Raw genomic sequence first — 21421 nt, forward strand, 5'->3', positions numbered from 1 at the left:
AACGCTATTTTTAAAAATCATAATCCTACAAAAAATAAAATCCGAATTGCCATAAAAAAAGTGCTGTGACTTTATCATTATCACAGCACCTTTTTATGTTTAGAAAACAATTAAAAATTTATTTAGCAGACTGAAAAGTATAGCTTTTTCCTTTTTCGGTTTTAACGTCAAACTCGAATGTTCTGGCTACTGCAGTTCCTGTAAATACTGCGCTAGAAGAAACCAATGGTTTTTCGACTGGTTGATACTTATAAAAAGTATTTGAATTAGTACCTTTTGCGACAGTTAACCCTGAGCCTTTTAATTGCGTATAGCTTCTCAAACGGAGATTTCCTCCTAGATTAGATTTAATTGTTACCGAAGCCAACTTGCCATTTTTCCATTCCATGTTTTCTATTTCAAAACCACCTCGTGCTTTTAATCCTTTAATTGTTCCATTTTGCCAAACATCGGGTAAAGCAGGCAGCAAACTAACTGCTCCATCGTGGCTCTGAATCAGCATTTCGGCAATACCAGCTGTACAGCCAAAATTTCCATCAATTTGAAATGGCGGATGTGCATCAAACATATTCGTATAAGTACCGCCATCTGGATCTTTAATTGTTGCTGTTGCTGGTTTCAGATTAAGCTGATTTGTAATGAGTTTATAAGCATGATTTCCGTCTAAGTATCTAGCCCATAAACATACCTTCCATCCCATTGACCAACCACGGCTGGCATCTCCTTTACCCATAAGAGAGTTTCTAGAAGCTTCAAAAAGTTCAGGAGTTTTAAAAGGAGAAATTTCTCTTCCCGGAAAAACACCCCATAAATGAGATAAATGGCGGTGCGAATCATTTTTACGATCCCAATCTTCAAGCCATTCCTGCAATTGCGTATATTTTCCGATATGCATTGGCGGTAATTGCTCGCGAATTTTTTTCAACTCTAATGCAAATTGCTGATCTACATTCAAAATTTCTGCCGCATCAATCGTATTCGAAAGCAAATCAAACACCATTTGATTGTCCATCGTAACACCAGCAAAAACATTGCAACGTTCTTTGCCTATAGTCCCATCTGGTTTTACATATTCATACGATTGCAAACCGGGAGTATGTTCTGGAGAAATCGAAGGAGAAACAACCAAATAACCTGTTTTCTTGTCTTTAAGTAAGAAATCCTGATAAAACTCTGAAGCGCTTTTTAATATCGGATACACTTCTTTCAGATAAGATTGATCTCCTGTAAACAGAAATCTTTCCCATAAATGTGCAGCAAACCATGCGTTACAAGTAGGCCATATTCCCGCCGTCGCATCTACTGCACCCGTAGAACGCCATAAATCTGTATTATGGTGCAAAGTCCAACCTCTAGCTCCATACATTTCAGAAGCCGATTGTTTACCTGTTTCGCTAACTTCTTTAATTAATTGTATAAAGGGCTCATGACATTCTGAAAGATTGGTTACTTCTGCAGGCCAATAATTCATTTCGACATTAATATTAGTGGTGTATTTGCTATCCCAAGCTGGATATTGACCAGCATTCGGATTCCAAATTCCTTGTAAATTGGCGGGCTGAGTTCCGGGCTGAGAAGACGCAATAAGCAAATAACGCCCAAACTGAAAATAAGTAGAAACTAAATCAGGATCAGCTGTTTTTGAAAATTCGGCAATACGCTGATCTGTCGGTTTGTTTATTTGCGGCGAACTGCCTAAATCTAATTGTACTCTATTAAATTGTTTTTGATAAAAAGCAATATGATCTTCTTTGGCTTTTTGATACGATTTAGAAAAAGACTGCAGATACTCTTTTGCCCTTTTCTCGGCATCTGCACTTATATCTTTATAATTCTTAAAGTTTGTCGCTACAGAAAGGTAAATAAAAGCTTCGTCGGCATTTTTTACACTAATAGATTCTCCATCTTTGGATTGGATTCCTCCTTTTGCTTCTACTTTTATCTGTGTATTAAAATGCAATAAATTGGTTATATTTTCTTCTTTTTCACGAGCACATTTTCCAGTAACAACAAGCATTTGGTTCTGGTTATCAGGCACAGAAGCTACAACTTTTACCATATTAGTTTTGAGAGGTCCAGCAAAAGAAGCATTAAAATTAATCGTTGCTTTTTTATCCGCCGAAAGGCGAATAATAATGAGCTGGTCTGTAAAAGAAGTAAAAACTTCACGCTGAAAGTTAACTCCATCTACTGTATATTTAGTAGTTGCAATTGCCGTTTTTAAATCCAGATCTCTGTAAAAATTAGTATATTTTTTGTGATTAGGAACTGTTAAAACCAAATTCCCGATCGACTGGTATACCTGTCCATGCGAAGTTGTTTTTCGATCTGCAATAATATTGGATAAAGCTAGTTTTTGAGCTTCAATAAAATTTTCGTTTTGAAGATAATTCTGAATCTGCTTCAAACTTTTTTTAGCATTTGGATTGACATTCTGATAAGGACTTCCTGACCAAAAAGTATCTTCGTTAATCTGAATGGTATCAGATTGAGGCACTCCATAGACCATTGCACCTAACCTTCCATTTCCTAAAGGAACAGCATCTGTCCATGCTTTTGAAGGTTTATCATACCATAAAACCAATTTCTTCTGCCCGAAAGAATGATCCAGAAAAGAAAAAAAGATAAAAAACGATAAAAATGATTTTTTTAGAAGAGTATTCATAGACTACTATTTAGCTGTAGGCATCCACTTGTCAGATCCATTTAAGACATTTTCCATCGAATAGAATTTGGCTTCAGCAGCAGAAAGCGCTTTTAAACCTTCCCACTTAGCTCTGCCCGTCATATTAGCACCTTCTCCTTTGTTATTGTATTCGTACAAATGCAAATCGGCACTGGTTGAAGCATAATCCATACGCCAAGTAGTTGGCCACCCCAACGGATTTAATTCTTTTGCCATTTCACAATTCAACCAAGCTACTTTAGGATAATTATGCCAAGGACGACCAAGACTGAAAGGTTGTGTATCATCTTTAACGCGAGGGCTATTGCCAACAAAAGTCAGTTTGCATTTATTAAACACAAATCCATATTTTTGATCTTTAGGCGTACTTGGAGCTGTAATCCAGCCTCCGCCAAAACTTCTAATTTCGCAACTGTCAAAATAACCAATTCCTCCTCCATAAATGTAGTCTGTTCTGCCTAAAACCATACAGTTTTTAAAATAGCTGCGTGTGCCATCTTTTCCGAGAAGCATCGTATCTTGATATCCTAAAAAATCACAATTTATAAAAGTATTTTTATCTGATGTAATAAAGACCGCTAAAGCTTGTCCAACAGGACCTGCCGTATTTTGAAAAGTGATATTTTCAGCTCTAAACTCATCCCCTTGAATCGTTACAGATGCCGAAGTTCTAATATTCTGTCCTTCCCATTTGGCTGCATCTTCAGCTGGACATTTATTGTTTAAACCACCAGTACAATCAAAAATATGATAACTTAGAATCGTTTTTTCGCGACTTTCACCTTTAAATGTAATTCGCTTTTTATCAGAAGGAACGATAATTTTTTCCGTGTTATACAATCCGTCTTTTATAAAAATTATAGTGCGCCCTACTTTATCTGCTGGAACGGCATTAACGGCATCTTGAATTTTAGTATAATCGCCGCTGCCATCTATAGCTACTGTAATTTTGTCTTTAGTCTGCGCTAGATGGCAATTTGGCAATAGTATCATAAAGGCTACAAAAATGGCCCATTTGTAAAAGTTTTTTTTCATGATTTAAGTCTTCGAAAGTTATTAATTTGGTTTTGCACGCTAATTGCTTGCTAATAGTTAGTTCAATTCAAAATTATTTTTGCGCTTTGGTTAGAAAACCCATTTCTGTCAGCCAAGCTTCACATAGCACTGGCCATAATTGTGTAGAACCTGGATTATTGCGAAGTGCAATTGCATGATCTCCTTGTGGAAAAATATGTAACGCAGCTTTCACTTTGGCTTTTAAGAGCGCTTGATAATACTGTATGCTATTTAACGGATTTACGACATGATCGTCTGCCGCACAAATAACAAATGCAGGAGGCGTAACAGCCGTAACGTTTAATTCACCCGAAAAAAGCTGTTCGTTTTTCGAATCTGGATTTTTTCCTAACAAAGCTTCATAACTTCCTTTATGAGCATTTTGTGTCATACTGATAGCTCCAGAAATTACAATTTGAAAATTGGGTTGTATGCTTACAGCGTCCAAATCATCTTTTATTTGAGCATAATCTGTTGTAATTGTAGCAAGATTAACGGTTAATCCTCCTCCTGCAGAAGCGCCCATTACACCAATTTTAGCTGCATCAATTTCCCATTGAGAAGCATTTTTTCGAATAATTTTAATAGCTCTCTGTCCATCCATAATTGGTCCAAAGGCAGGATTTACAAGATCTGGTGAAGTTGGGAGCCTATACATTACAACAAAAGCATTGACTCCAAACGTATTGAACCATTTTGCCAATTGAAATCCAGCAATATTATAAGTCAGCTTTTGATATCCGCCAGGCGGAAAAATTAAAACTGCTGCTCCTGTATTTTCTTCTTTAGAAGTAAAAAAAGCATACATCGAAGGAGCATCAACCTGCGTTATGCGTTCTCGATCTTCTATCTTTTTTAATTTCATTCCTTTAGAATTGGGCATTTTACCCTTTTCCCAAAGTGGAATGATTTCTTGGCCGAAAGCGGCATTCACAGCAACTATTAAGAAGAAAAGAAGAGCAAGATTTTTCATTTTATTTGTCTTTTTTTTTATAAAAGGAGTTTTTAATAGAATATCTTATTTTTATGGTGTTGTAGTGTTGAGCATCCATTGATTTTCAACTTTAAAAATGACATCAAAAGTGAGTTTGCTGTTTTGTTCTGAAGAAAGAAAATGGGACCATTTTACACGCTTATCGGTTAAAGCTCCCGGACCATAATTTTTAAATTCTGCAAAATAAGCTGTTTTCTCACTTGCTGGTTTTCCCCAATTGTGCCAGCCTTCTGGCTGAATGTGCGAATCCATAAAACAATTAGAAAAAATTACATTGGCATACTCTCGCCACGGACGCCCTAGATATACTTTACGAATATTAGGTGCAGATAAAAGTTTGCAATTCAAAAAAACAAAACCATATTTACTATTTGTGGTGGTATTTGCTGCAGTGATATAAGAATTGGCTTTACTGTACAAAATGCAATTATCAAAAATCGCAGTAGCCGAACCAAAAATATAATCGGTAGTGCCTTCTATATAACAATCAGTAAAATATTGCCGGCTATTTTCTCCCGAGGCATATAAAGTATCCTGATTTCCCACAATTTTACAATGGGAAGCTTTAAAATAATCTCCCTCAACATGCAAAGCCACAGCCTGCCCTACAGGACCTGCAGTATTTTGAATCGTCAAATTCTGAATGCTGATGTTGTCGGCAAGAACTTTTACAGTAAAACTGGTAAAAGTGCCAATGTTCGGCTGACCATTATAATTATCAAATGAAATGATGGTCTTGTCCTTGTTTGCTCCGATAAGCGAGATATTACTATTAAAAGAATCAATTAAGATTTTTTCCTTGTAAATACCTTCTTTAATAAAAATCGTCTTAGGATTGGATGGAAAAGCTCCGCAAGCTGTAATCGCCTCTTGGATTGAAATAAAATCAGAAGAACCATCTAATGAAACCGTGATCGTATCCTGAATAGTTATGCTCCAAGCTTTTGGAAAGGGATAACAAAAAAGAAAAAAGCAGCATAATAAAGTGATATATTTTTTCATAATACGATTAAAATACGGTAACGCGTTGGTATTTGGCGATTGGAGTATCAGCATTAAATTTCATCAGACTATTGCCATAGCTAAAATTCTAACTGTCAACAGATGCAAACATAGAATGTTTCGCATTAAACAACATGGGACATTTTACAATTACTCTAGGGTGAAATCACAAAAAGGATGGGAAAAACTGCTAGAACATGAAAACTTCAAACTATTCAGAAAAATGTAACCGCAATAAAAAAGTCCCATTTCAGAATTTTTTAATTACATTTGCCTATCTATAAATAGGTAGAAAATGAAAAATCGAATTATTGAAGTAGCTGATCAGCTTTTAATGGAGAGAGGATACAATGCATTTAGCTATAAAACAATAACGGAAACAATTGATATTAAAACATCATCGATTCACTATCATTTCCCTGTAAAAAGTGATTTAGGGATTGCTATCATTCAATCGCATCAAGATGCTTTTGAACAAACTATGTTGCGAACAAAAGACAAAACACCGCTAGAAAAAATCTTAAAGCTTTTTCTTTATTACAAAAGGCTCGCAGCAGCACAAAAAGTCTGTATTGTTGGAGCACTAACTTCTGACATCAATACATTGGATGAGAAATTGAGAGAAAAAGTGCTCACATTTGCAGATTCAATTGTAGAATGGACCGCTTCGATCTTAGACGAAGGACAAAATCAAAACATTTTCAAACCAATTGCTTCTCCACGCTTAAAAGCAAAAATTCTTGTTTCGACACTTATGGCTTTAACGCAGCTCGCTAGGATTGAAAACAGCAATCATACATTTGAACAAACTTTAGAAGTCCTTTTGGACGAAATAATTTTAAAAAAATAATATATAATGGCAAACAAAATTTTCACTTATGAACTAACTATCAAAGAATTTCATCTTGACACCTTTGGTCATGTAAACAATGCAACCTATTTGCAAATCTATGAAGAAGCGCGTTGGGAATTTATAACCGAAAATGGCTATGGTTTGGATAAAATTAAAGAAACAGGTTTAGGTCCTGTTATATTGGATATTCACCTTAGATTTATTAAAGAACTGAAGTTAAGGCAAAAAATAACCATTCATACACAAACTGGCGAATACGAAGGAAAGATCGGAACAATAAAACAATGGATCACCGACAATGAGAACAATCTCTGCTCTGATATAGAAATGAAAATAGGATTGTTTGACACCACACAGCGAAAATTGGTCAAACCAACAGAAGAATGGTTAAAAGCAATAAAATAACAAATCTTTTTTAACTATTAAATTTTCTAATTCAGGTTGTACAAAAGTCAACTTGAATGAGAAAATTTAATAGTTTATATATAATTCTATTGCCTACCACGGAAGTTCTCCGTGCTCTCCAAAAAACTTACCCGTTGGTCCATTTTGATCAAGCATGGCATACTTTGCAAGATTAATGCAGTTCTCTGCGGCAGATTTTCCTCCACTGTTTCCATTAAAATCTGTAGAAGTCCATCCTGGTGTAACACAGTTTATTTTGAATCCAAGATCTTTATATTCATAGGCAAGTGCTACTGTATAAGCATTCAATGCGGTCTTTGATGGTCCATAACTTATAGATTTTGCTTTATACAATAGCCATTCGGGATCCTGATGCATGGTTAATGAAGAGAGATCGCTGGTGATATTTTCTATTACAGGCAGCGATGATTTTTTCAAATAAGGCATAAATGCCTCTGTCACCGCAATGGTCCCAAAGAAATTAGTTTCAAAAACTTCACGAACATCTTTAAGCGTAAGCGGATTCTCTTTACTAGGTCTTGGTCCAAGAATTCCAGCATTATTTATCAGAATATCCAGAACCTCATTATGTTTTCCGAACTCTTTTGCGGCTTCATCAATCGATCCCTCATTTGATATATCAATTTCTAGCAGTGTACAGTTTTCCAATCCTATTTTTTCAAGTTCAAGAATTGCTTTCTTTCCAGAATCTATATTTCGACATCCAAGAAAGACAAAATATTCTTTTTGCAGCAGATATTTGGCAAGCTCAAAGCCCAGCCCCTTATTGGCGCCTGTAATTAACACTTTTCTCATTGTATTACTTTGTTTAATTTATACTAATGTTTTCTATAATTTAGTGAAGTCCTTTCGCGGATGAAGCATTAAAACCATAGCGCTTTTTAAACGCAGTAGAAAAATGCGAAAGGTTCTCAAAGCCAACCTGTAAGTAAACGGCTGTGGGAGGCTGTTTCTCTTGAAAAATGAGTCTTTTAGCTTCTGCAAGACGCATTTCCATTAGCCACTTGTGAGGAGAGGTATTGTGGATTTTTTTAAAATCCCTTTTGAATGCCGCAAGACTTCGACCTGAAAGGTAGGCGAATCGGTCTAAAGTGACATTATAACTATAATTTTTCTTCATAAACTCGTCAAGCTCAAGTTTAATAGGTTCTGAAAAATCCAAGAGGCTATTTTTAATGCCCGGCCAGTGCATTTCAAGCAAAAGAAGAATTTCCTTTGCTTTTATCGCGCTCAATTGGCCTGGAGTATTCTTTTCTGCGATAATGTACGGTTTCAACGATTCAAAAAAAGCAGACATGAGTTCGTTATTGGCTACCAGAAAGTTTTCTGGATATTTTTCTAAAAGCTCGGAATGAGCAAGAATTGCAGGATCTTCCAAAACCAAGCTTTTCAAAAATTCGCGTGTAAGCAGTATTTTAACCATTTCAAATTTTTCTCCACCTTCACTGTCCATAAGTGATGCCTTTACCAATTGGTTTCTACGCAACAAAATGGTCTGCCCTGCTTCTGCACGATACGTTTTGCCATTTTCAAAAAAGAGTATGTAACCATTTTTGATATGCCATATTTTATGATCGGCCATAAATGATTCTATAGAAGTATTATTGTAATCAGTACAATAAAAAAATATCTGTGCAATTTCGCTATTCGTCATTTTTAAATGATTTACTTCAGCAAAATTAAGAGGAATTGCGTTGTCTTGGTTTTCTATTTGGCTCAAATTAACTTTTCTATTTGGCTCATATTATACGACAAAAGAAAAATTGTCCTTTATAAAAGCCAACCTGTCACCACAACCTTTTTAGATTGGTCTTCAGAAACCTATTCAGTTATTTAGAGTCGAATATTCTTAAGAAAGGTGACCGGAAGGCAGTTTTGGGGATTTGTTTTTTTTAATGCTTTTTATTTATTTCAGAATCGAGTAATTGGTTCCAATTTTTTCTTTAAACCTTCGGCTCATTGATACCGTTTTACCAGACAATAATTCAATGTGGTTATCAGAAATATGAATTCTTTTAATAACATTCAAATTTACCATATGATTGCGATGAATTTGTATAAACTGCTTATCAGGTAATTTTTGCTGGATTTGCTTCAGGGATATTTCTGTCAAAAACGATTCGTCTTTGGTAATAATTGAAGTATATTTTCCTTCGACATAAATGCATTCTATACAATTGAAAGCTACTTTTACCAATGTATCTTTTCTTTTTATCAGAAAAAAACCGTCCATCACAATGGCTCCAGATTGACTAGCGGAAAAAATACCTTGCATCCCCATAAACTTTTCAATTGCAAGCTCAATGGCAAACTCTAATTCGAGAACATTAATTGGTTTGATTAAATAACAATATGGATTTGTATTTCTGGCCAATTCAAAAGTTCTTCTATCTATAGAACTTGTTAAAAAAGCAAAAGGCTTTAATGTAAATTGGTTCTCGTTTATTCGCTGAGCAAATACAATTCCGTCTGGTTTACCGTTTAGATATACGTCTACAATTACGATATCTGGTTTTTGTGCATAGTAATATCCCAATGCATCTTTTAAATTATTGGCTACAGCTGTAACTTCATATCCTCTTTCTTCAAGAGATTCTTTTAAAGACTGGGCCTGAAAAGCTTGATCTTCTATAATTAGTATTCTTATTTTCATAATTTTCGTCTTTGAAAGTTATAAATATGCATATAGCATACTTTTTAAATGCATCAATGCCTCGACCGCACCAATTCTGGACATAAGACTTTAGAACCATTTTTAAAATCATTTAAAATCGGCATGCAGCATCCTTCACCAAACTATTGATGGGCTTAAAAAATAAATGATACAAAGAGGGAAAGCCTGAAGAAGAATCTCAAATAGAAATGAAATTAAGCCTTAAAAAATGGAAAATATCAGTAGCAATCTCCTAAAAAAATTATAGCATCATTCTTTCACGAAATTAGTATAGATATAGGATTGAAATAATGACAAACATTATCACGGTTATTTTGTATGGAGTAAAAAATGGTGTTTCAGATTTCAATAGCTTAACTATTGAAAATTAAACAGCTGATTTCAATTTCAGTATTCATTAAACAATGAAATATCGAGTCCAAAAGTTTCCTCTTTTGCATGTTCGTATCTAATCACAAACTATAAAAATTAAGAATTGCTCTTTTTATTCTAAGCAAATCCTAAAGTTGATGAGTAATAGTTTCTTTCTAGGCTCTAAAATCAATCTATTAATAAAATGGCCGTGGCAAACCAATACAATTCGCGATAATGGTAGGTATTTGTTTTGTACTGTATCTTTTTGAGTGCCGACAATTGCTGTTTTCAATTGCTGCAAACTCGCCGTTTCTATAATACTGATCTGATTGTGATTCTGTATTAAAAAAAACAGTCTGGCTCAAAACCTTCTTTTTTTGTAAAGACGTCTGAACCCTTTTTTCAACACTAATTTTCTTAATAGTCATAATTATGATTTGTTTTTGGGGTTATACAATAAATCAAAAATAAGAAATAAAATCCTACATAATTGTTTTTAAAGCATTAATAACTAAAATAAATCCTACATAATAAATTTTAAACCGTTCATAACTAAAACTTTACCGTTCGTGCCATAAAAACGAAAAAGCCTATTAGGCTAGAGTAATATTGCCTTATAAACAATTGATAATCAACTTATCAAATAAAAAAAATAAGGAATATGAAACCATCTATTAATGAAATCCAAAACGTTTACGCAAAAAAAGGATATACTTTTTTTGACACAAACAAACCTTATAATCTAAACATTATAGGTATTCGAAGCAAAAATGTAATCGCCAATTCTTTTGATGATACATTATGTTTAATCTTTAGCGATGACAGTCTTACACCGCAAGTATTCTATTTTGCTGCTACCACAGATCCAGGGTTGTTCTGGCTAAAAAATCCATTAAACGTAAGCGGTACTGCTATTCTCGTTCCAGGTCAGTACAAAGGCTCACATCAAGTCGGACTGCATAAAGGCCAATATGAAGCATTGGTGCAAAAAGCTCCTGTAAAAGTATGGCGAGACAGCAATAAAGACAGCAAACTAGACTTTTCTGGGCCTCAGCATGAAGGCATTTTCGGTATTAATATTCACCGTAGCAATCCCGATACCGAATCTCAAACGGTCGAAAAATGGTCTGCTGGCTGTACGGTTTTCAAAAAAGTTGCTGACTTCAAATTTTTTATGGGTATCTGCAACAGATCTAAAAGTCTATACGGCAATTCTTTCACCTATACATTATTGGAAGAATCGGACTTTACTATTTAATTATTAACACTTTAAAAATAATTTATTATGAACATTGGAGATCAATTTAAGGGCCTTCCTATGGAAGACCTAATCGGTGGACCGTTGTCTGCTGCTGTAAAATCGAACACCGATTTGGCGAAGGCTACAGCCGCATTTATTAACGACATCGGTTTTGAAAAAGTAAAAGACGATAAAGGAGAAATTGTTCCTGGTCCTGCACGAATGGTAGATTTTGTTTTTGAACGCCCAGGGCTTGATAAAGACGGAAATGCTACAGTTGAAGAGGTTAAGATGAAACTTCCAATGCTAGCCATTGTACCAATTCCAAACCTGCAAGTAGATTTGGTAGACATCACTTTTGACATGGAGGTTAAAAGTTCTACGAAATCTGTTGAATCATCTGCTTCTAAAGGTGAATTTAGCGCCTCAATGAGTGCAAAAATTGGTTTTTTCTCTATCAATGCAAGCGTTTCGGGTTCTATTTCGTCAAGCAAAGAAAACACGCGTTCTACAGATCATTCTGCCAAATATCATGTAGAAGTAAAAGCAACCAATCATGGTATGCCCGAAGGATTAGCAAGAGTGCTTGATATCATGAATGATGCTGCAAAACCACGTCAGGTTATGGCTTACAAACCAAATGCTGTTGGTGAAATTGAAAGAGGTGAAGATGGAAAGCCAAAAGAACCAGGTAGGCTAGTGAGTGCAGACGGTTCTGAGACAGGCTCTTCTTCAGAAAAAACAGAGTAATTAATTAACCTAACACCAACTGATATGCTGCCAGATAATTCACAAAAGATCACTATCGCAGATATACGATATATAAAGAAAATAACCATTGGTTCTATTAATCCGAGTGCACCTTTTACCGATGAAATGCGAGAAGATCAGTTGGTGTTGCTTAATAAATGTCTCTCACAGCACCCCAAGGGAATTATAATAGGGAAAGATATCTCTATTGGAAGTTTTAAACTAGGCGAACACGAACTTAATATGCAAAGCACAACCTATCATATTGGTTTTGCAAGAAAGCCATACTGGCTGGACGAAAAATAACATTTAAAAATTTGAAACCATGTCACAACAAAGATTTGACCATTTATTACAGGCTATCCACAGCGCGGTATTAAAAGCTCAGGAATTAACAGAGGAGCAGCATATCATGCAAATCGCAAAATATTTTGACGAAGACGGAAAACCAATTGTACAAGAACTTTATGTACCAACTCTTGATCCTGATGATGATCCTGCTGCAATGACAACGTTGACTGTGCCACTGTTGAGCCTATTGCCGCCGTCTGCCATTAAAATTAAAGAACTCAAACTTAAATTTAAAGTGGGTTTGGGCAAAATTAAGGTGGAACAAACTGATAGCAAAAATGGACCAAGTCTGGACATTGATATGGGCGGTGGCGGTGGAATTTTTGGAAAAAGACAAGCCACTGCAAACGTAGAAATCACTTTTGAAGCTGGAGATCCGTCAGAATCTTTTTTAAGAATTAATGACTATCTGGTAAAAAGTGTAGTGTAACAACAATTAACTCATGGCAAATTTGATCTTCTTTTCATAGAAAAATCTTGACCAAAAAATTCCATTTTTTCTTTGTTCAAAATCCAGATGGAAATAAAAATGGGTGCGCTATACGCTGTGAAAGAATCTACTTGCTGCATCATCAAAATTTAAAAACTCTTTCAAAGAGTTCCTCAAAAAAACATCCGGATGTAAAAAGAGGTTAAAAGAAATCTATTCACTAAAACTATAATAATATGGGAAGTATAATTATTGTGAAGGGAAACAAACAAGAAATACAGTATAAAACCTGTATTAATAAGCTGTCGCTTGATGATGAATTGTGCATTTATGCCATAGCCGATTTTGCTCATAAAAATGGAGTTCCCTACCCGAGCTGCGAAATCAGACAAAAAGTAGACATCAGCGGGTTAAATCTTATAAACCTGGATGAGTTAGCCAAAAACTAGTTTTCATTTAAATCATTTATCATGAAAAAACGTATTGCATTAATTTGCATGGTCTTCTTATGCCTTGCTCCAAAATTAATGGCTCAAAAAATATGGACCCTTAAAGATTGTATTGCTTATGGCAGAAAACGAAGTTTTAAGGCAGAAGAAAATACAATATTAAATGGTGTGTACGGTGAGGATAAAAAGAATATTGAAGCACTTTATCTTCCTCAATTTAATGCCGTATTAAATCCCTACTATTCTAGAAATCAGGGAGGCGAATTATGGTATTCCAGTTTTGGATTAGAAAGTACTACTATCCTATCTGCTGGATTCAGAAAAAAGTATGAGCTTGAAAAAGCAAATATGATAGCTGTAAAAAGTGAATACAATATTGCTAGTGCACAAAATGATATTGAAATACAAATTTTATATGCTTATACAGATGCACTATCTAAAAGAGAACAGTTTCTGGTTGGTGTTAGATTCTATCAAAAGACGCTAGAATTGCGTTATAAATTATCTCGCAAAAACTTAATTATCAATACAGATCAGACTTTTTTTGCAGCAATGCTGCAACAAGACCAACAAGAAATGGAATCTTTAAGCATGCAGTATAAACTGTCATTATTAAAAATCTGTCAGCTTATTAATTTGGACAATACATCTGGTTTTGATATTGAAGAAATTCCTCCTTTCGTCCCAGCATACAAAGAGCTCGCAGAGGCTTTTCCTAAAGCAGTCCTAGCAGATCCAGGAATAAGCGGTAATGAATTGGAAACTGCTATTGCTGCCAAAAATATTGCTATTGCAAAAAGTTTTCGCGCTCCTGTTTTAAGTTTTCAGGCCAATTCATTTTATGCCTACAACAATGGAATTACACCATTTGGAATTCAATGTTATTTGGGGCTAAATCTTACTGTGCCTGTATTTAATTTAAAAGGTCAGAATGCCAATATAGAACGTGCTGTTATCAATTTCAATTATCAAAAAACGCAGCTCGCGAATCAAAAAAAGACCTTATTGTACGCTGTGGATTTTATTATCAATGAATTGGAAAATAAAGAGACCGCCTATCAAAATGCACTTATTACTCTGGACAAAACAACGCTTTTATTAAACGAAAACACAAAGAATTTGGAAGATGGAAATTCTACTTGCGAAGCTTATTTAGTACTGCGAAACTGGAACAGACAGAATGCACTACAGGCTGTTGTATTAAAGTACGAAGCTATTACTCAGGCAAAGCTTCTTGACTTTTACACAGGAACAACTTTATAATTTAAAAAAGAAGATTATGAATGCAATATTTGATAAAATAAAAAAACGTTCTGTACCTACTTCAGAAACCTTTGAATCAGCAATAGAGCCATCTACAGAAGAAATCATAATCGAAAAAACTATCGAAGAAGATGCTTTTATTGAGGTTCAATCCAAGCCTTTACCTGTAACATCCAATACCAAAACCGCATTTGAAACTCTTATCGAAAAAGAGATAGAAACAATGCTTCACTTCACAGTGACAAAAGGCAATAAATTATCATCTGAAATTGGTCCACTAATCGAAACAAAAAAGCTATCACATCAAATAGTGCTGTACGAAATGCTAAAGGAAGCCATACATCCTGCAACGCCAAAAAGCATACATTACGTCAACCAATATAGAGATCAATTACATGCTAGAGTTGCTTTATTAAAAATAAAATTAGCGCGTCAGTTTACGCTAATTTCCATAATTAGTATTCTTTTTTCTGGTTTTGGATATGCTATAATTGAATCTGACATTTTTATCGATAAATACATCTTTACAGACGATGCTTCATTTGTTTTAAATCAACTTTATGTCATAGCCACTGCTTCTCTTGGTGCCATGTTGTATTTCTTTCCGAAGCTAATTAAACAAGTCAATAATAGCACTTTAACCGCTAATAAAATTCCGTTTTACTGGCTTGCCATTTTTCTTGGCAGTCTAAGCGCAACACTATTGATTAATACAAAAGTATTTGCCCCTTATCTCATAGACGATACATTCCTGCACAACCTTTTTATAGCGGTATTCTGTGCCTTCGTGGCTGATATATTGTATGGCAACATTCAGGCAATTGCACAACTATAGCTTTCAAAATCAAATTTTTAATCATAAAAACTATAATCATGAAAAAACTATTTTTATGGTACTCAGGAACGGGTACCGAAGCTGAAAACATGCGTGATTTTTTTAATATCGCAGAAACAGACACCATTAAAGTCGAATACATAAATGGACTGGGAACAAAAGGAAATCTCTCCGCAACCAAAACATTGCTAGACAAGAAACCCTCTTATTTAGATGGAATCTTTGATTTATGGAACCAAACAAAAACTTTAGCTTTTGGAAGTGAAGAGCACGATCAATTAGCTCAAATTGAGCATTTTTTTAATATTATAAACAAAATAGATTCTAATGATAAAGAGGTCGAGCTTATCATTGGAGGCCATAGTCGAGGAGCTGCTGTTGGCATTTTAGGTTTTATTGCATCATTGCGCGAAACTTGTAAAAGGGATTCATTCGAAAATAGCCCGATTAAAAAAATTACATTCATCGCTGTAGATCCTGTTCCAGGTTCTTCAAAAGTAAGAAACTTAGAGTTTTTAGGTTCAAAAAATGATTTGCTGGGTTTTGAAACAATAGAAGGCGAAAACAAAATTAAAAGCGCACTAGACTTTATTGCAGCCAAGAGCAAAAAACCAAACCTATTTAAAGTCATTTATTTTCCAGCACGATTTGATGCCAGAAATGAATTTAAAGCAGATCAATACTGGCTTGACTTTTACGAAAGTCAACGCAATAGTTTAAGTGTGGCAAATCCTAAAAATAACGAGCCTGTAATTGAAACTAAGTTTTATATAGCTGGATTTAGACATTCTGCAATGGTAGATAAAAATGATGAAATTAGTGAATTATATGATGCGGTAAATTGTCCTACCAATTTGTTGAAAGAAATCGTAAAACACGAATTAGAAATTTCAAATAGCGATTTGAATGCTATTCAAAAAGGTATTATAAAAATCGAAACTAATGCGTTGTTGAATTTGGCTTCTAATGTCAAAAATCTAAAATTGACGGAGCGAACAACAAAAAACTCATACAATTCAATTCCGTATGAAGGAGAATCTCTAGAAAACATTATTAAAAACAATTCTCTTACGTCTACTATTAGAACAAACAACAGATATCTATATTGATAGATTATATTCGAAATATCCCTATTCTACCTTTTTAGGGATATTTCTTTTTGTAAGATTCAAACCTCGTATCCTCATGAAAAAGAATAGCAAAAACGCACTTAATGTCTTCCCAAAAATAGGAAAAAAGGCAGCAAAAGTCTATAAAACAATTTGCTCAGAACTTGCTATGGATGGAAACGCGCATCTCGATCTTGGCAGTTTCAGCACCACAAAGATGAATCCTTATGCTGATAAACTGATTACAGAACAATTAGGAAAAAATTTTATTAATTATGGCGAATACAGCCAAACCAAAAAAATTCAAGATAGAATTGCAGCTATACTTTCAAAATTACTAAATGCGCCGAATCACAAATCTACAAGCGGAACATCAACTTTAGGATCTTCTGAAGCAATACATCTTGCTTTACTGGCTCACAAATGGAGTTGGAAAAAAAGACGCGAATCTTTAAATCAAGATACTGCAAAACCCAATATTGTTTATTGCAGTAATGCTCATGTCTGCTGGGATACATTTGCTTTGTATTTTGATGTGGAACCAAGAAAAGTTTTGGTCTACTCTTTAAACACATATCCTTTAGAAGAAATCTTAAGAAATATAGATGAGAACACCATCTGCGTAGGTGCCGTCGCAGGAAATACCTATACAGGAAGCATAGATCCTATCGAAGAACTTAATAACCAAATAGCAGCAATCAATTTAAAAAACAATTGGGACATTGGTATACATGTAGATGCGGCTATTAGCGGATTTGTACTTCCTTTCTTAACATTAAAAGAATTAAAATGGGATTTTTCCCTGTCATTAGTTCGAAGTATCAACCTTTCTGGACATAAATTTGGATTGGTATATCCTGGAATGGGGTGGCTCATTTTTAGAGATGCCTTTTTCCTGCCAAAAGATTTAATTTTTTCTTCGCATTATCTCGAAAAACCAATAGAAACCTTTACTCTAAATTATTCTAAAGGAGCTTCGATGATTTTAGCGCAATATTTTTCGATACTTCAACATGGGGTTTCCGGTTACAAAAAAATAATTAAAAGATGCTGTAAAACAGCCGAAGACCTTAGAAAAATACTGAAACAATCTGATTTCTTTGAGGTCGTCGATGAAGGTATTTTACCTATTGTGGTTTTTAAATTTAAATCAAGTGATTCGATTAACATCAATGAATTTCAATTGCATCTAAAAGCAAAAAACTGGATGCTTCCCGTTTATGATTTTCCTGGAAACTTCGAAGCAGAAAAACTTATGCGAATTGTTGTAAAAGAAAATCTTAGTCCCGAAATGGCTTCACAATTATGCGATGATCTTATTAGCACCTATCAAAAACTTAAACAATTGTAGCTTATGAAACAGTTTTACTACCTCTTACTATTTTTATTATCAGCATATTCTGCAGAGGCTAAATTGCATAAAAAAAAACTAGAGCCTACAAGTCCACTTGTGGTTAGTGTATCGATTCATCTTAATAAAATTTATGATATCAACTCGGTAAACAAAACCTATATGATAGATGCTTATTTAGTTCTTTTATGGCAGGATGCTTCTGCTTCTGTTCCTGATTGGACTAATGGTAAAAATAAAATCAAGATTATATATGAAAATGAAAAATTTCCTGAAACCATTTTAGTTCCTTCATTCGAGTTTATCAATATTTTGGGCAATCGCGAAATCATTAATAGGCAATTAATAATTAATCCCGATAAAACCCTAGTTTACAACGAACGCTTTCATGGAAGATTTACATCCAATATGGATTTTCACACCTATCCAAACGATAAACAATGCTTTACAATACAGCTAGAATCTTTTTCGATGGAAAAAAAAGATCTTATTTTTGTCCATCCACAACTTTTTCCAAAAGTATTGGATCCGTCCTATATTGAAGAGTGGAAAATTTTAGGCAAAAAAGATTATGTCAATCAAACGGTTTATAATCACCTTAGTGCAAATAAGAAAGGAGAAGTATTTTCACGTTGTAATTTTGAAATTTTTGTACAACGAAAAATAGAATATTATTTATGGAAAGTAATGTTACCCATAGGAATTCTAGTTGTTGCGTCGTGGCTGGTTTTTTGGGTTAAGGATTTTGCCAACCAATTAAACATCTCTTTTACGTTGATGCTTACCATGGTAACGTTCAATTTTTATACTTCGTCTTTATTGCCAACATTGCCTTACAATACTTTTATTGAACTCATAATTATATCTGGCTATATATCGATATTTCTAACATTGATAACTATAATTTTTACATATGCCTACTCTAAAAATCGCAAGACAACGGCTAGAATCAATACCTTTTTTAAACTGTTCTTTCCGTTGCTTTACATTCTTTATATTGCAATTTGCATCTTTGTCATCTTTTTTTAGAGGCAGTCATCAAAAGATTTGTTGGATGCCAAAGATTTTTTTTAAGTAAAACCAAGATCTTACCTAACTGCAAAGTAGGATTGATTTGTTAATTTTCATTATACATTCAAAATCATACATTATTTAAAAGATGGAAACAGCCGTTTAGGACAATCAATTTAATAAAAAAAAGTGCAGAACTCTAGGTGTGGCGGTCCGCTCCTATCACCGCTAGAAAAGCAATCCTATTAAAGAAACAGAATCAGAAAAATGCTGATCTAAAAAGAAGTGAAAGCCTTGCTTCACCAACCTTTCCACAGCAAAAAAAACGATATTAACACAAAAAAGGCATCTAAAAGATTTTTTCTGTCCCTCCTTGCACTCTCCTGTAAATTATGTAAACTGCACCCGCAGAAAACATAACACACTTACGACCAGTGTTTTGTAACTTTGATATTAATTTTTTACGCCATGAATACTGCCCCTACGCTCGTTCCCCATAATGAAGCCCAGCGCCTTGATGCCCTCAAACGTTACAATATCTTGGACACGCTTCCCGATAACGCCTTTGATGATGCCACAGCTCTGGTCTCCTATATCTGCGGCGTGCCAATTGCTTATATATCCTTTATCGATGAGAGCCGACAGTGGTTCAAGTCAGAAATCGGACTCAGCGTTTCGGAAGTTCCCCGAGAAATCACCTTCTGCCGCTACACCATCATGGACTCCAAATTAGTGGAGATTCCAGATACGCTTCTTAGCGAACGTTTCAGAAACGATCCCAATGTGACAGGTGGCTTTAAGATACGCTTCTACGCCGGAGTTCCCCTGACTACGCCAGACGGTTACCAAATCGGGGTTCTTTGTGCGGCAGACCATGTGCCCAGAGAACTCAACGACAGCCAGCGCAGCGCTCTCAAAATCGTAGCACGCCATGTCATCAACACGCTGGAGCTCGGAACGAAAAACATTGAGCTTGGGCGCCAAAAAAAGATAGCGGACCGTGCCGTTGCGGCCAAAGAAAACTTTCTGGCCAATATGAGCCATGAAATCCGAACCCCTCTCAATGCCGTTATCGGATTCACCGAACTGCTGGCCGGCACTAAACTTGACCAGCAGCAACGCATCTATGTCCAAGATGTCCAGACCGCCGGCGAAAACCTGCTTTTAATTGTGAACGATATTCTGGATCTCTCCAAAATCGAATCGGGAGGCCTTGCCCTTGATCTGCAGCCATTCGATCTCAAAAAAGCCCTTCGACACGTATATGATCTTTTAAAGGTCAAAGCTGCACCTGAGGTGGAATTCAATCTCTATTTGGATGCGGAGCTTCCTGATACAGTCTGCGGCGATCAGGGCAGACTTAATCAAATATTAGTAAATTTGGCTGGCAATGCCCTAAAGTTCACTACTGAGGGAGAAGTGACCATTTCGGTTAAAAAGATTAGTGAAACCCAAGACGCCTGCCAACTCCGTTTTTCTGTAAAAGATACCGGCATCGGCATCCCACAGGAATATCTGGACACGGTTTTCGAGCGCTTCACCCAAGCCGAAGAAAGCACAACCAGAAAATTTGGAGGCACTGGACTCGGACTCAATATCGTTAAGCAGCTTGTAGAACTTCATGATTCGCAGATCCAAGTAAAAAGTCGTGAAGGCTACGGATCGGAATTCTACTATACGGCTTCCTACAAAAAGGCTCCCGTTGAGGAAGAGCAGAAAGAAAGCAGACCTGTTAACGATTTGGGCAGACTTCGCATCCTACTATGCGAAGACAACCGCCTGAACCAGAAGTTAGCTCAGAACGTTATTGAGGCATTTGGATTTGAAATCGATATTGCAGAAAATGGATTAGAGGGAGTCGAACTTCTTTCCCACAAACAATATGACCTAGTTCTCATGGATCTACAGATGCCCGTGCAGGACGGCTACCAAACCACAGACTATATTCGCAGAAAGATGGACAATTCCATTCCTATCATTGCCATGACTGCACATTCCCTTGCCGGCGAGCAGGACCGCTGCTTCAAAGCCGGAATGGACGGGTACGTGCCAAAACCATTCAAACAGGACCAGCTACTTCAGGCTATAAAAGCTGCATTGAAAAAAGAGCGTCCCAATGCACACCGCCCCAAAGCCGATCTTTCGCAGATTGAAGCCACCGACCGCCAAAAACCCGGATGGAAAAAGGAAGTAACGGGACAATTTATCGAAAAGGCGCCAATAGAGCTGAAAGAGCTTCAGGGTGCGGTGAAAAGAAATGACTTCACAGCAGTGCTCCACACGGCCGAACAGCTCCAGATCTGGCTGCACCTCTTCCTTTTGGAAGGGCTAAGCGCAGATCTGCGAGCAGTGGAAGGAGAAGCCATAGCGGAAAAATTCACCGCCGAAACTGCAGACCATATAGACATACTTCATTGCAGCATTCTTGAAATCATAAAAGATCTTAAAGAGCATTGATTATAGAAAAAGCCACAGTAGCAGAATTAATCTTAACTATTTCTTATAGCAGACCAAAATAAAAAAAGCACGCAATTGCCCAAATTTATTGTACATTTATAGACTGCCCTTTAAAAAGCAACACATGCAG

At 35.6% G+C, this 21421-nt stretch carries 20 protein-coding genes; 13 read left to right on the plus strand and 7 right to left on the minus strand.

The window, feature by feature from the left end; genetic code table 11:
- Positions 1 to 118: 118 nt before the first annotated feature.
- The 4 genes from ABTV69_RS18035 to ABTV69_RS18050 all read right to left on the minus strand — a co-directional run bounded on the left by ABTV69_RS18035 (position 119) and on the right by ABTV69_RS18050 (position 5738).
- Positions 119 to 2665 (minus strand): glycoside hydrolase family 95 protein, encoded by a 2547-nt coding sequence (locus ABTV69_RS18035; protein WP_433831232.1) that lies wholly within the window; start codon positions 2663 to 2665, stop codon positions 119 to 121.
- A gap of 6 nt (positions 2666 to 2671) precedes the next feature.
- On the minus strand, positions 2672 to 3721 hold the full coding sequence (locus tag ABTV69_RS18040) for a pectinesterase family protein (RefSeq protein ID WP_433831234.1): 1050 nt from the start codon (positions 3719 to 3721) through the stop codon (positions 2672 to 2674).
- A 73-nt stretch (positions 3722 to 3794) separates the two neighbouring features.
- Positions 3795 to 4715 (minus strand): alpha/beta hydrolase, encoded by a 921-nt coding sequence (locus ABTV69_RS18045; RefSeq protein WP_433831236.1) that lies wholly within the window; start codon positions 4713 to 4715, stop codon positions 3795 to 3797.
- Positions 4716 to 4766: 51 nt separating this feature from the next.
- Complete coding sequence (locus ABTV69_RS18050; protein WP_433831238.1) at positions 4767 to 5738, minus strand: pectinesterase family protein; 972 nt, start codon at positions 5736 to 5738, stop codon at positions 4767 to 4769.
- Positions 5739 to 6033: 295 nt separating this feature from the next.
- Here ABTV69_RS18050 and ABTV69_RS18055 point away from each other — a divergent pair, with 295 nt between their 5' ends.
- Positions 6034 to 6588, plus strand: coding sequence for a TetR/AcrR family transcriptional regulator (locus ABTV69_RS18055; RefSeq protein ID WP_433831240.1), 555 nt, complete (start codon positions 6034 to 6036; stop codon positions 6586 to 6588).
- Positions 6589 to 6594: 6 nt separating this feature from the next.
- Positions 6595 to 6996 (plus strand): acyl-CoA thioesterase, encoded by a 402-nt coding sequence (locus ABTV69_RS18060; protein WP_433831242.1) that lies wholly within the window; start codon positions 6595 to 6597, stop codon positions 6994 to 6996.
- Positions 6997 to 7089: 93 nt separating this feature from the next.
- Here ABTV69_RS18060 and ABTV69_RS18065 read toward each other — a convergent pair whose 3' ends face one another.
- From ABTV69_RS18065 to ABTV69_RS18075, 3 genes are all read right to left on the minus strand, one after another.
- Complete coding sequence (locus ABTV69_RS18065) at positions 7090 to 7812, minus strand: SDR family NAD(P)-dependent oxidoreductase (RefSeq protein ID WP_433831244.1); 723 nt, start codon at positions 7810 to 7812, stop codon at positions 7090 to 7092.
- Between the two features lie 40 nt (positions 7813 to 7852).
- Positions 7853 to 8737 carry a helix-turn-helix domain-containing protein gene (locus ABTV69_RS18070; RefSeq protein WP_433831246.1) on the minus strand — a complete coding sequence of 295 codons (885 nt, stop codon included), beginning with the start codon at positions 8735 to 8737 and terminating at the stop codon, positions 7853 to 7855.
- A 186-nt stretch (positions 8738 to 8923) separates the two neighbouring features.
- The gene (locus tag ABTV69_RS18075; RefSeq protein WP_433831248.1) at positions 8924 to 9670 is read right to left on the minus strand and encodes a LytR/AlgR family response regulator transcription factor; all 747 of its coding nucleotides are present in this window, start codon (positions 9668 to 9670) and stop codon (positions 8924 to 8926) included.
- A gap of 1036 nt (positions 9671 to 10706) precedes the next feature.
- On the opposite strand from ABTV69_RS18075, the gene ABTV69_RS18080 reads away from it, so the two are divergent.
- The 11 genes from ABTV69_RS18080 to ABTV69_RS18130 all read left to right on the plus strand — a co-directional run bounded on the left by ABTV69_RS18080 (position 10707) and on the right by ABTV69_RS18130 (position 21291).
- Positions 10707 to 11303 (plus strand): hypothetical protein, encoded by a 597-nt coding sequence (locus ABTV69_RS18080; protein ID WP_433831250.1) that lies wholly within the window; start codon positions 10707 to 10709, stop codon positions 11301 to 11303.
- Between the two features lie 27 nt (positions 11304 to 11330).
- Positions 11331 to 12035 (plus strand): DUF2589 domain-containing protein, encoded by a 705-nt coding sequence (locus tag ABTV69_RS18085; protein ID WP_433831252.1) that lies wholly within the window; start codon positions 11331 to 11333, stop codon positions 12033 to 12035.
- A 24-nt stretch (positions 12036 to 12059) separates the two neighbouring features.
- Positions 12060 to 12341, plus strand: a complete 282-nt coding sequence (locus tag ABTV69_RS18090; RefSeq protein ID WP_274250739.1) for a hypothetical protein — start codon at positions 12060 to 12062, stop codon at positions 12339 to 12341.
- A gap of 19 nt (positions 12342 to 12360) precedes the next feature.
- Positions 12361 to 12816, plus strand: coding sequence for a DUF2589 domain-containing protein (locus ABTV69_RS18095; RefSeq protein ID WP_433831254.1), 456 nt, complete (start codon positions 12361 to 12363; stop codon positions 12814 to 12816).
- Between the two features lie 236 nt (positions 12817 to 13052).
- Positions 13053 to 13265 (plus strand): hypothetical protein, encoded by a 213-nt coding sequence (locus ABTV69_RS18100; RefSeq protein WP_433831256.1) that lies wholly within the window; start codon positions 13053 to 13055, stop codon positions 13263 to 13265.
- 21 nt (positions 13266 to 13286) lie between these two features.
- Positions 13287 to 14528 carry a TolC family protein gene (locus tag ABTV69_RS18105; protein WP_433831257.1) on the plus strand — a complete coding sequence of 414 codons (1242 nt, stop codon included), beginning with the start codon at positions 13287 to 13289 and terminating at the stop codon, positions 14526 to 14528.
- A 16-nt stretch (positions 14529 to 14544) separates the two neighbouring features.
- Entirely contained in the window at positions 14545 to 15363 is an 819-nt protein-coding gene (locus ABTV69_RS18110; protein ID WP_433831259.1) for a hypothetical protein, read from the plus strand.
- A 38-nt stretch (positions 15364 to 15401) separates the two neighbouring features.
- Complete coding sequence (locus ABTV69_RS18115) at positions 15402 to 16472, plus strand: hypothetical protein (protein WP_433831261.1); 1071 nt, start codon at positions 15402 to 15404, stop codon at positions 16470 to 16472.
- A gap of 76 nt (positions 16473 to 16548) precedes the next feature.
- Positions 16549 to 17823 (plus strand): glutamate decarboxylase, encoded by a 1275-nt coding sequence (locus ABTV69_RS18120; RefSeq protein WP_433831263.1) that lies wholly within the window; start codon positions 16549 to 16551, stop codon positions 17821 to 17823.
- Between the two features lie 3 nt (positions 17824 to 17826).
- Complete coding sequence (locus ABTV69_RS18125) at positions 17827 to 18852, plus strand: hypothetical protein (protein WP_433831265.1); 1026 nt, start codon at positions 17827 to 17829, stop codon at positions 18850 to 18852.
- 450 nt (positions 18853 to 19302) lie between these two features.
- Positions 19303 to 21291 carry an ATP-binding protein gene (locus ABTV69_RS18130; protein WP_433831267.1) on the plus strand — a complete coding sequence of 663 codons (1989 nt, stop codon included), beginning with the start codon at positions 19303 to 19305 and terminating at the stop codon, positions 21289 to 21291.
- Positions 21292 to 21421: the final 130 nt, after the last annotated feature.

The organism is Flavobacterium anhuiense (assembly GCF_050990855.1).
GTDB classification, from domain to species: domain Bacteria; phylum Bacteroidota; class Bacteroidia; order Flavobacteriales; family Flavobacteriaceae; genus Flavobacterium; species Flavobacterium anhuiense_C.

Excerpts from the sequence above, each read along its gene's own strand:
- ABTV69_RS18085 (WP_433831252.1), top strand. The coding sequence starts at position 11,331 with ATGAACATTGGAGATCAATTTAAGGGCCTTCCTATGGAAGACCTAATC.
- ABTV69_RS18130 (WP_433831267.1), top strand. The coding sequence starts at position 19,303 with ATGAATACTGCCCCTACGCTCGTTCCCCATAATGAAGCCCAGCGCCTT.
- ABTV69_RS18110 (WP_433831259.1), top strand. The coding sequence starts at position 14,545 with ATGAATGCAATATTTGATAAAATAAAAAAACGTTCTGTACCTACTTCA.
- ABTV69_RS18075 (WP_433831248.1), bottom strand. The coding sequence starts at position 9,670 with ATGAAAATAAGAATACTAATTATAGAAGATCAAGCTTTTCAGGCCCAG.
- ABTV69_RS18050 (WP_433831238.1), bottom strand. The coding sequence starts at position 5,738 with ATGAAAAAATATATCACTTTATTATGCTGCTTTTTTCTTTTTTGTTAT.
- ABTV69_RS18040 (WP_433831234.1), bottom strand. The coding sequence starts at position 3,721 with ATGAAAAAAAACTTTTACAAATGGGCCATTTTTGTAGCCTTTATGATA.
- ABTV69_RS18100 (WP_433831256.1), top strand. The coding sequence starts at position 13,053 with ATGGGAAGTATAATTATTGTGAAGGGAAACAAACAAGAAATACAGTAT.
- ABTV69_RS18095 (WP_433831254.1), top strand. The coding sequence starts at position 12,361 with ATGTCACAACAAAGATTTGACCATTTATTACAGGCTATCCACAGCGCG.
- ABTV69_RS18055 (WP_433831240.1), top strand. The coding sequence starts at position 6,034 with ATGAAAAATCGAATTATTGAAGTAGCTGATCAGCTTTTAATGGAGAGA.
- ABTV69_RS18090 (WP_274250739.1), top strand. The coding sequence starts at position 12,060 with ATGCTGCCAGATAATTCACAAAAGATCACTATCGCAGATATACGATAT.
- ABTV69_RS18065 (WP_433831244.1), bottom strand. The coding sequence starts at position 7,812 with ATGAGAAAAGTGTTAATTACAGGCGCCAATAAGGGGCTGGGCTTTGAG.
- ABTV69_RS18125 (WP_433831265.1), top strand. The coding sequence starts at position 17,827 with ATGAAACAGTTTTACTACCTCTTACTATTTTTATTATCAGCATATTCT.
- ABTV69_RS18115 (WP_433831261.1), top strand. The coding sequence starts at position 15,402 with ATGAAAAAACTATTTTTATGGTACTCAGGAACGGGTACCGAAGCTGAA.
- ABTV69_RS18035 (WP_433831232.1), bottom strand. The coding sequence starts at position 2,665 with ATGAATACTCTTCTAAAAAAATCATTTTTATCGTTTTTTATCTTTTTT.
- ABTV69_RS18045 (WP_433831236.1), bottom strand. The coding sequence starts at position 4,715 with ATGAAAAATCTTGCTCTTCTTTTCTTCTTAATAGTTGCTGTGAATGCC.
- ABTV69_RS18105 (WP_433831257.1), top strand. The coding sequence starts at position 13,287 with ATGAAAAAACGTATTGCATTAATTTGCATGGTCTTCTTATGCCTTGCT.
- ABTV69_RS18120 (WP_433831263.1), top strand. The coding sequence starts at position 16,549 with ATGAAAAAGAATAGCAAAAACGCACTTAATGTCTTCCCAAAAATAGGA.
- ABTV69_RS18080 (WP_433831250.1), top strand. The coding sequence starts at position 10,707 with ATGAAACCATCTATTAATGAAATCCAAAACGTTTACGCAAAAAAAGGA.
- ABTV69_RS18060 (WP_433831242.1), top strand. The coding sequence starts at position 6,595 with ATGGCAAACAAAATTTTCACTTATGAACTAACTATCAAAGAATTTCAT.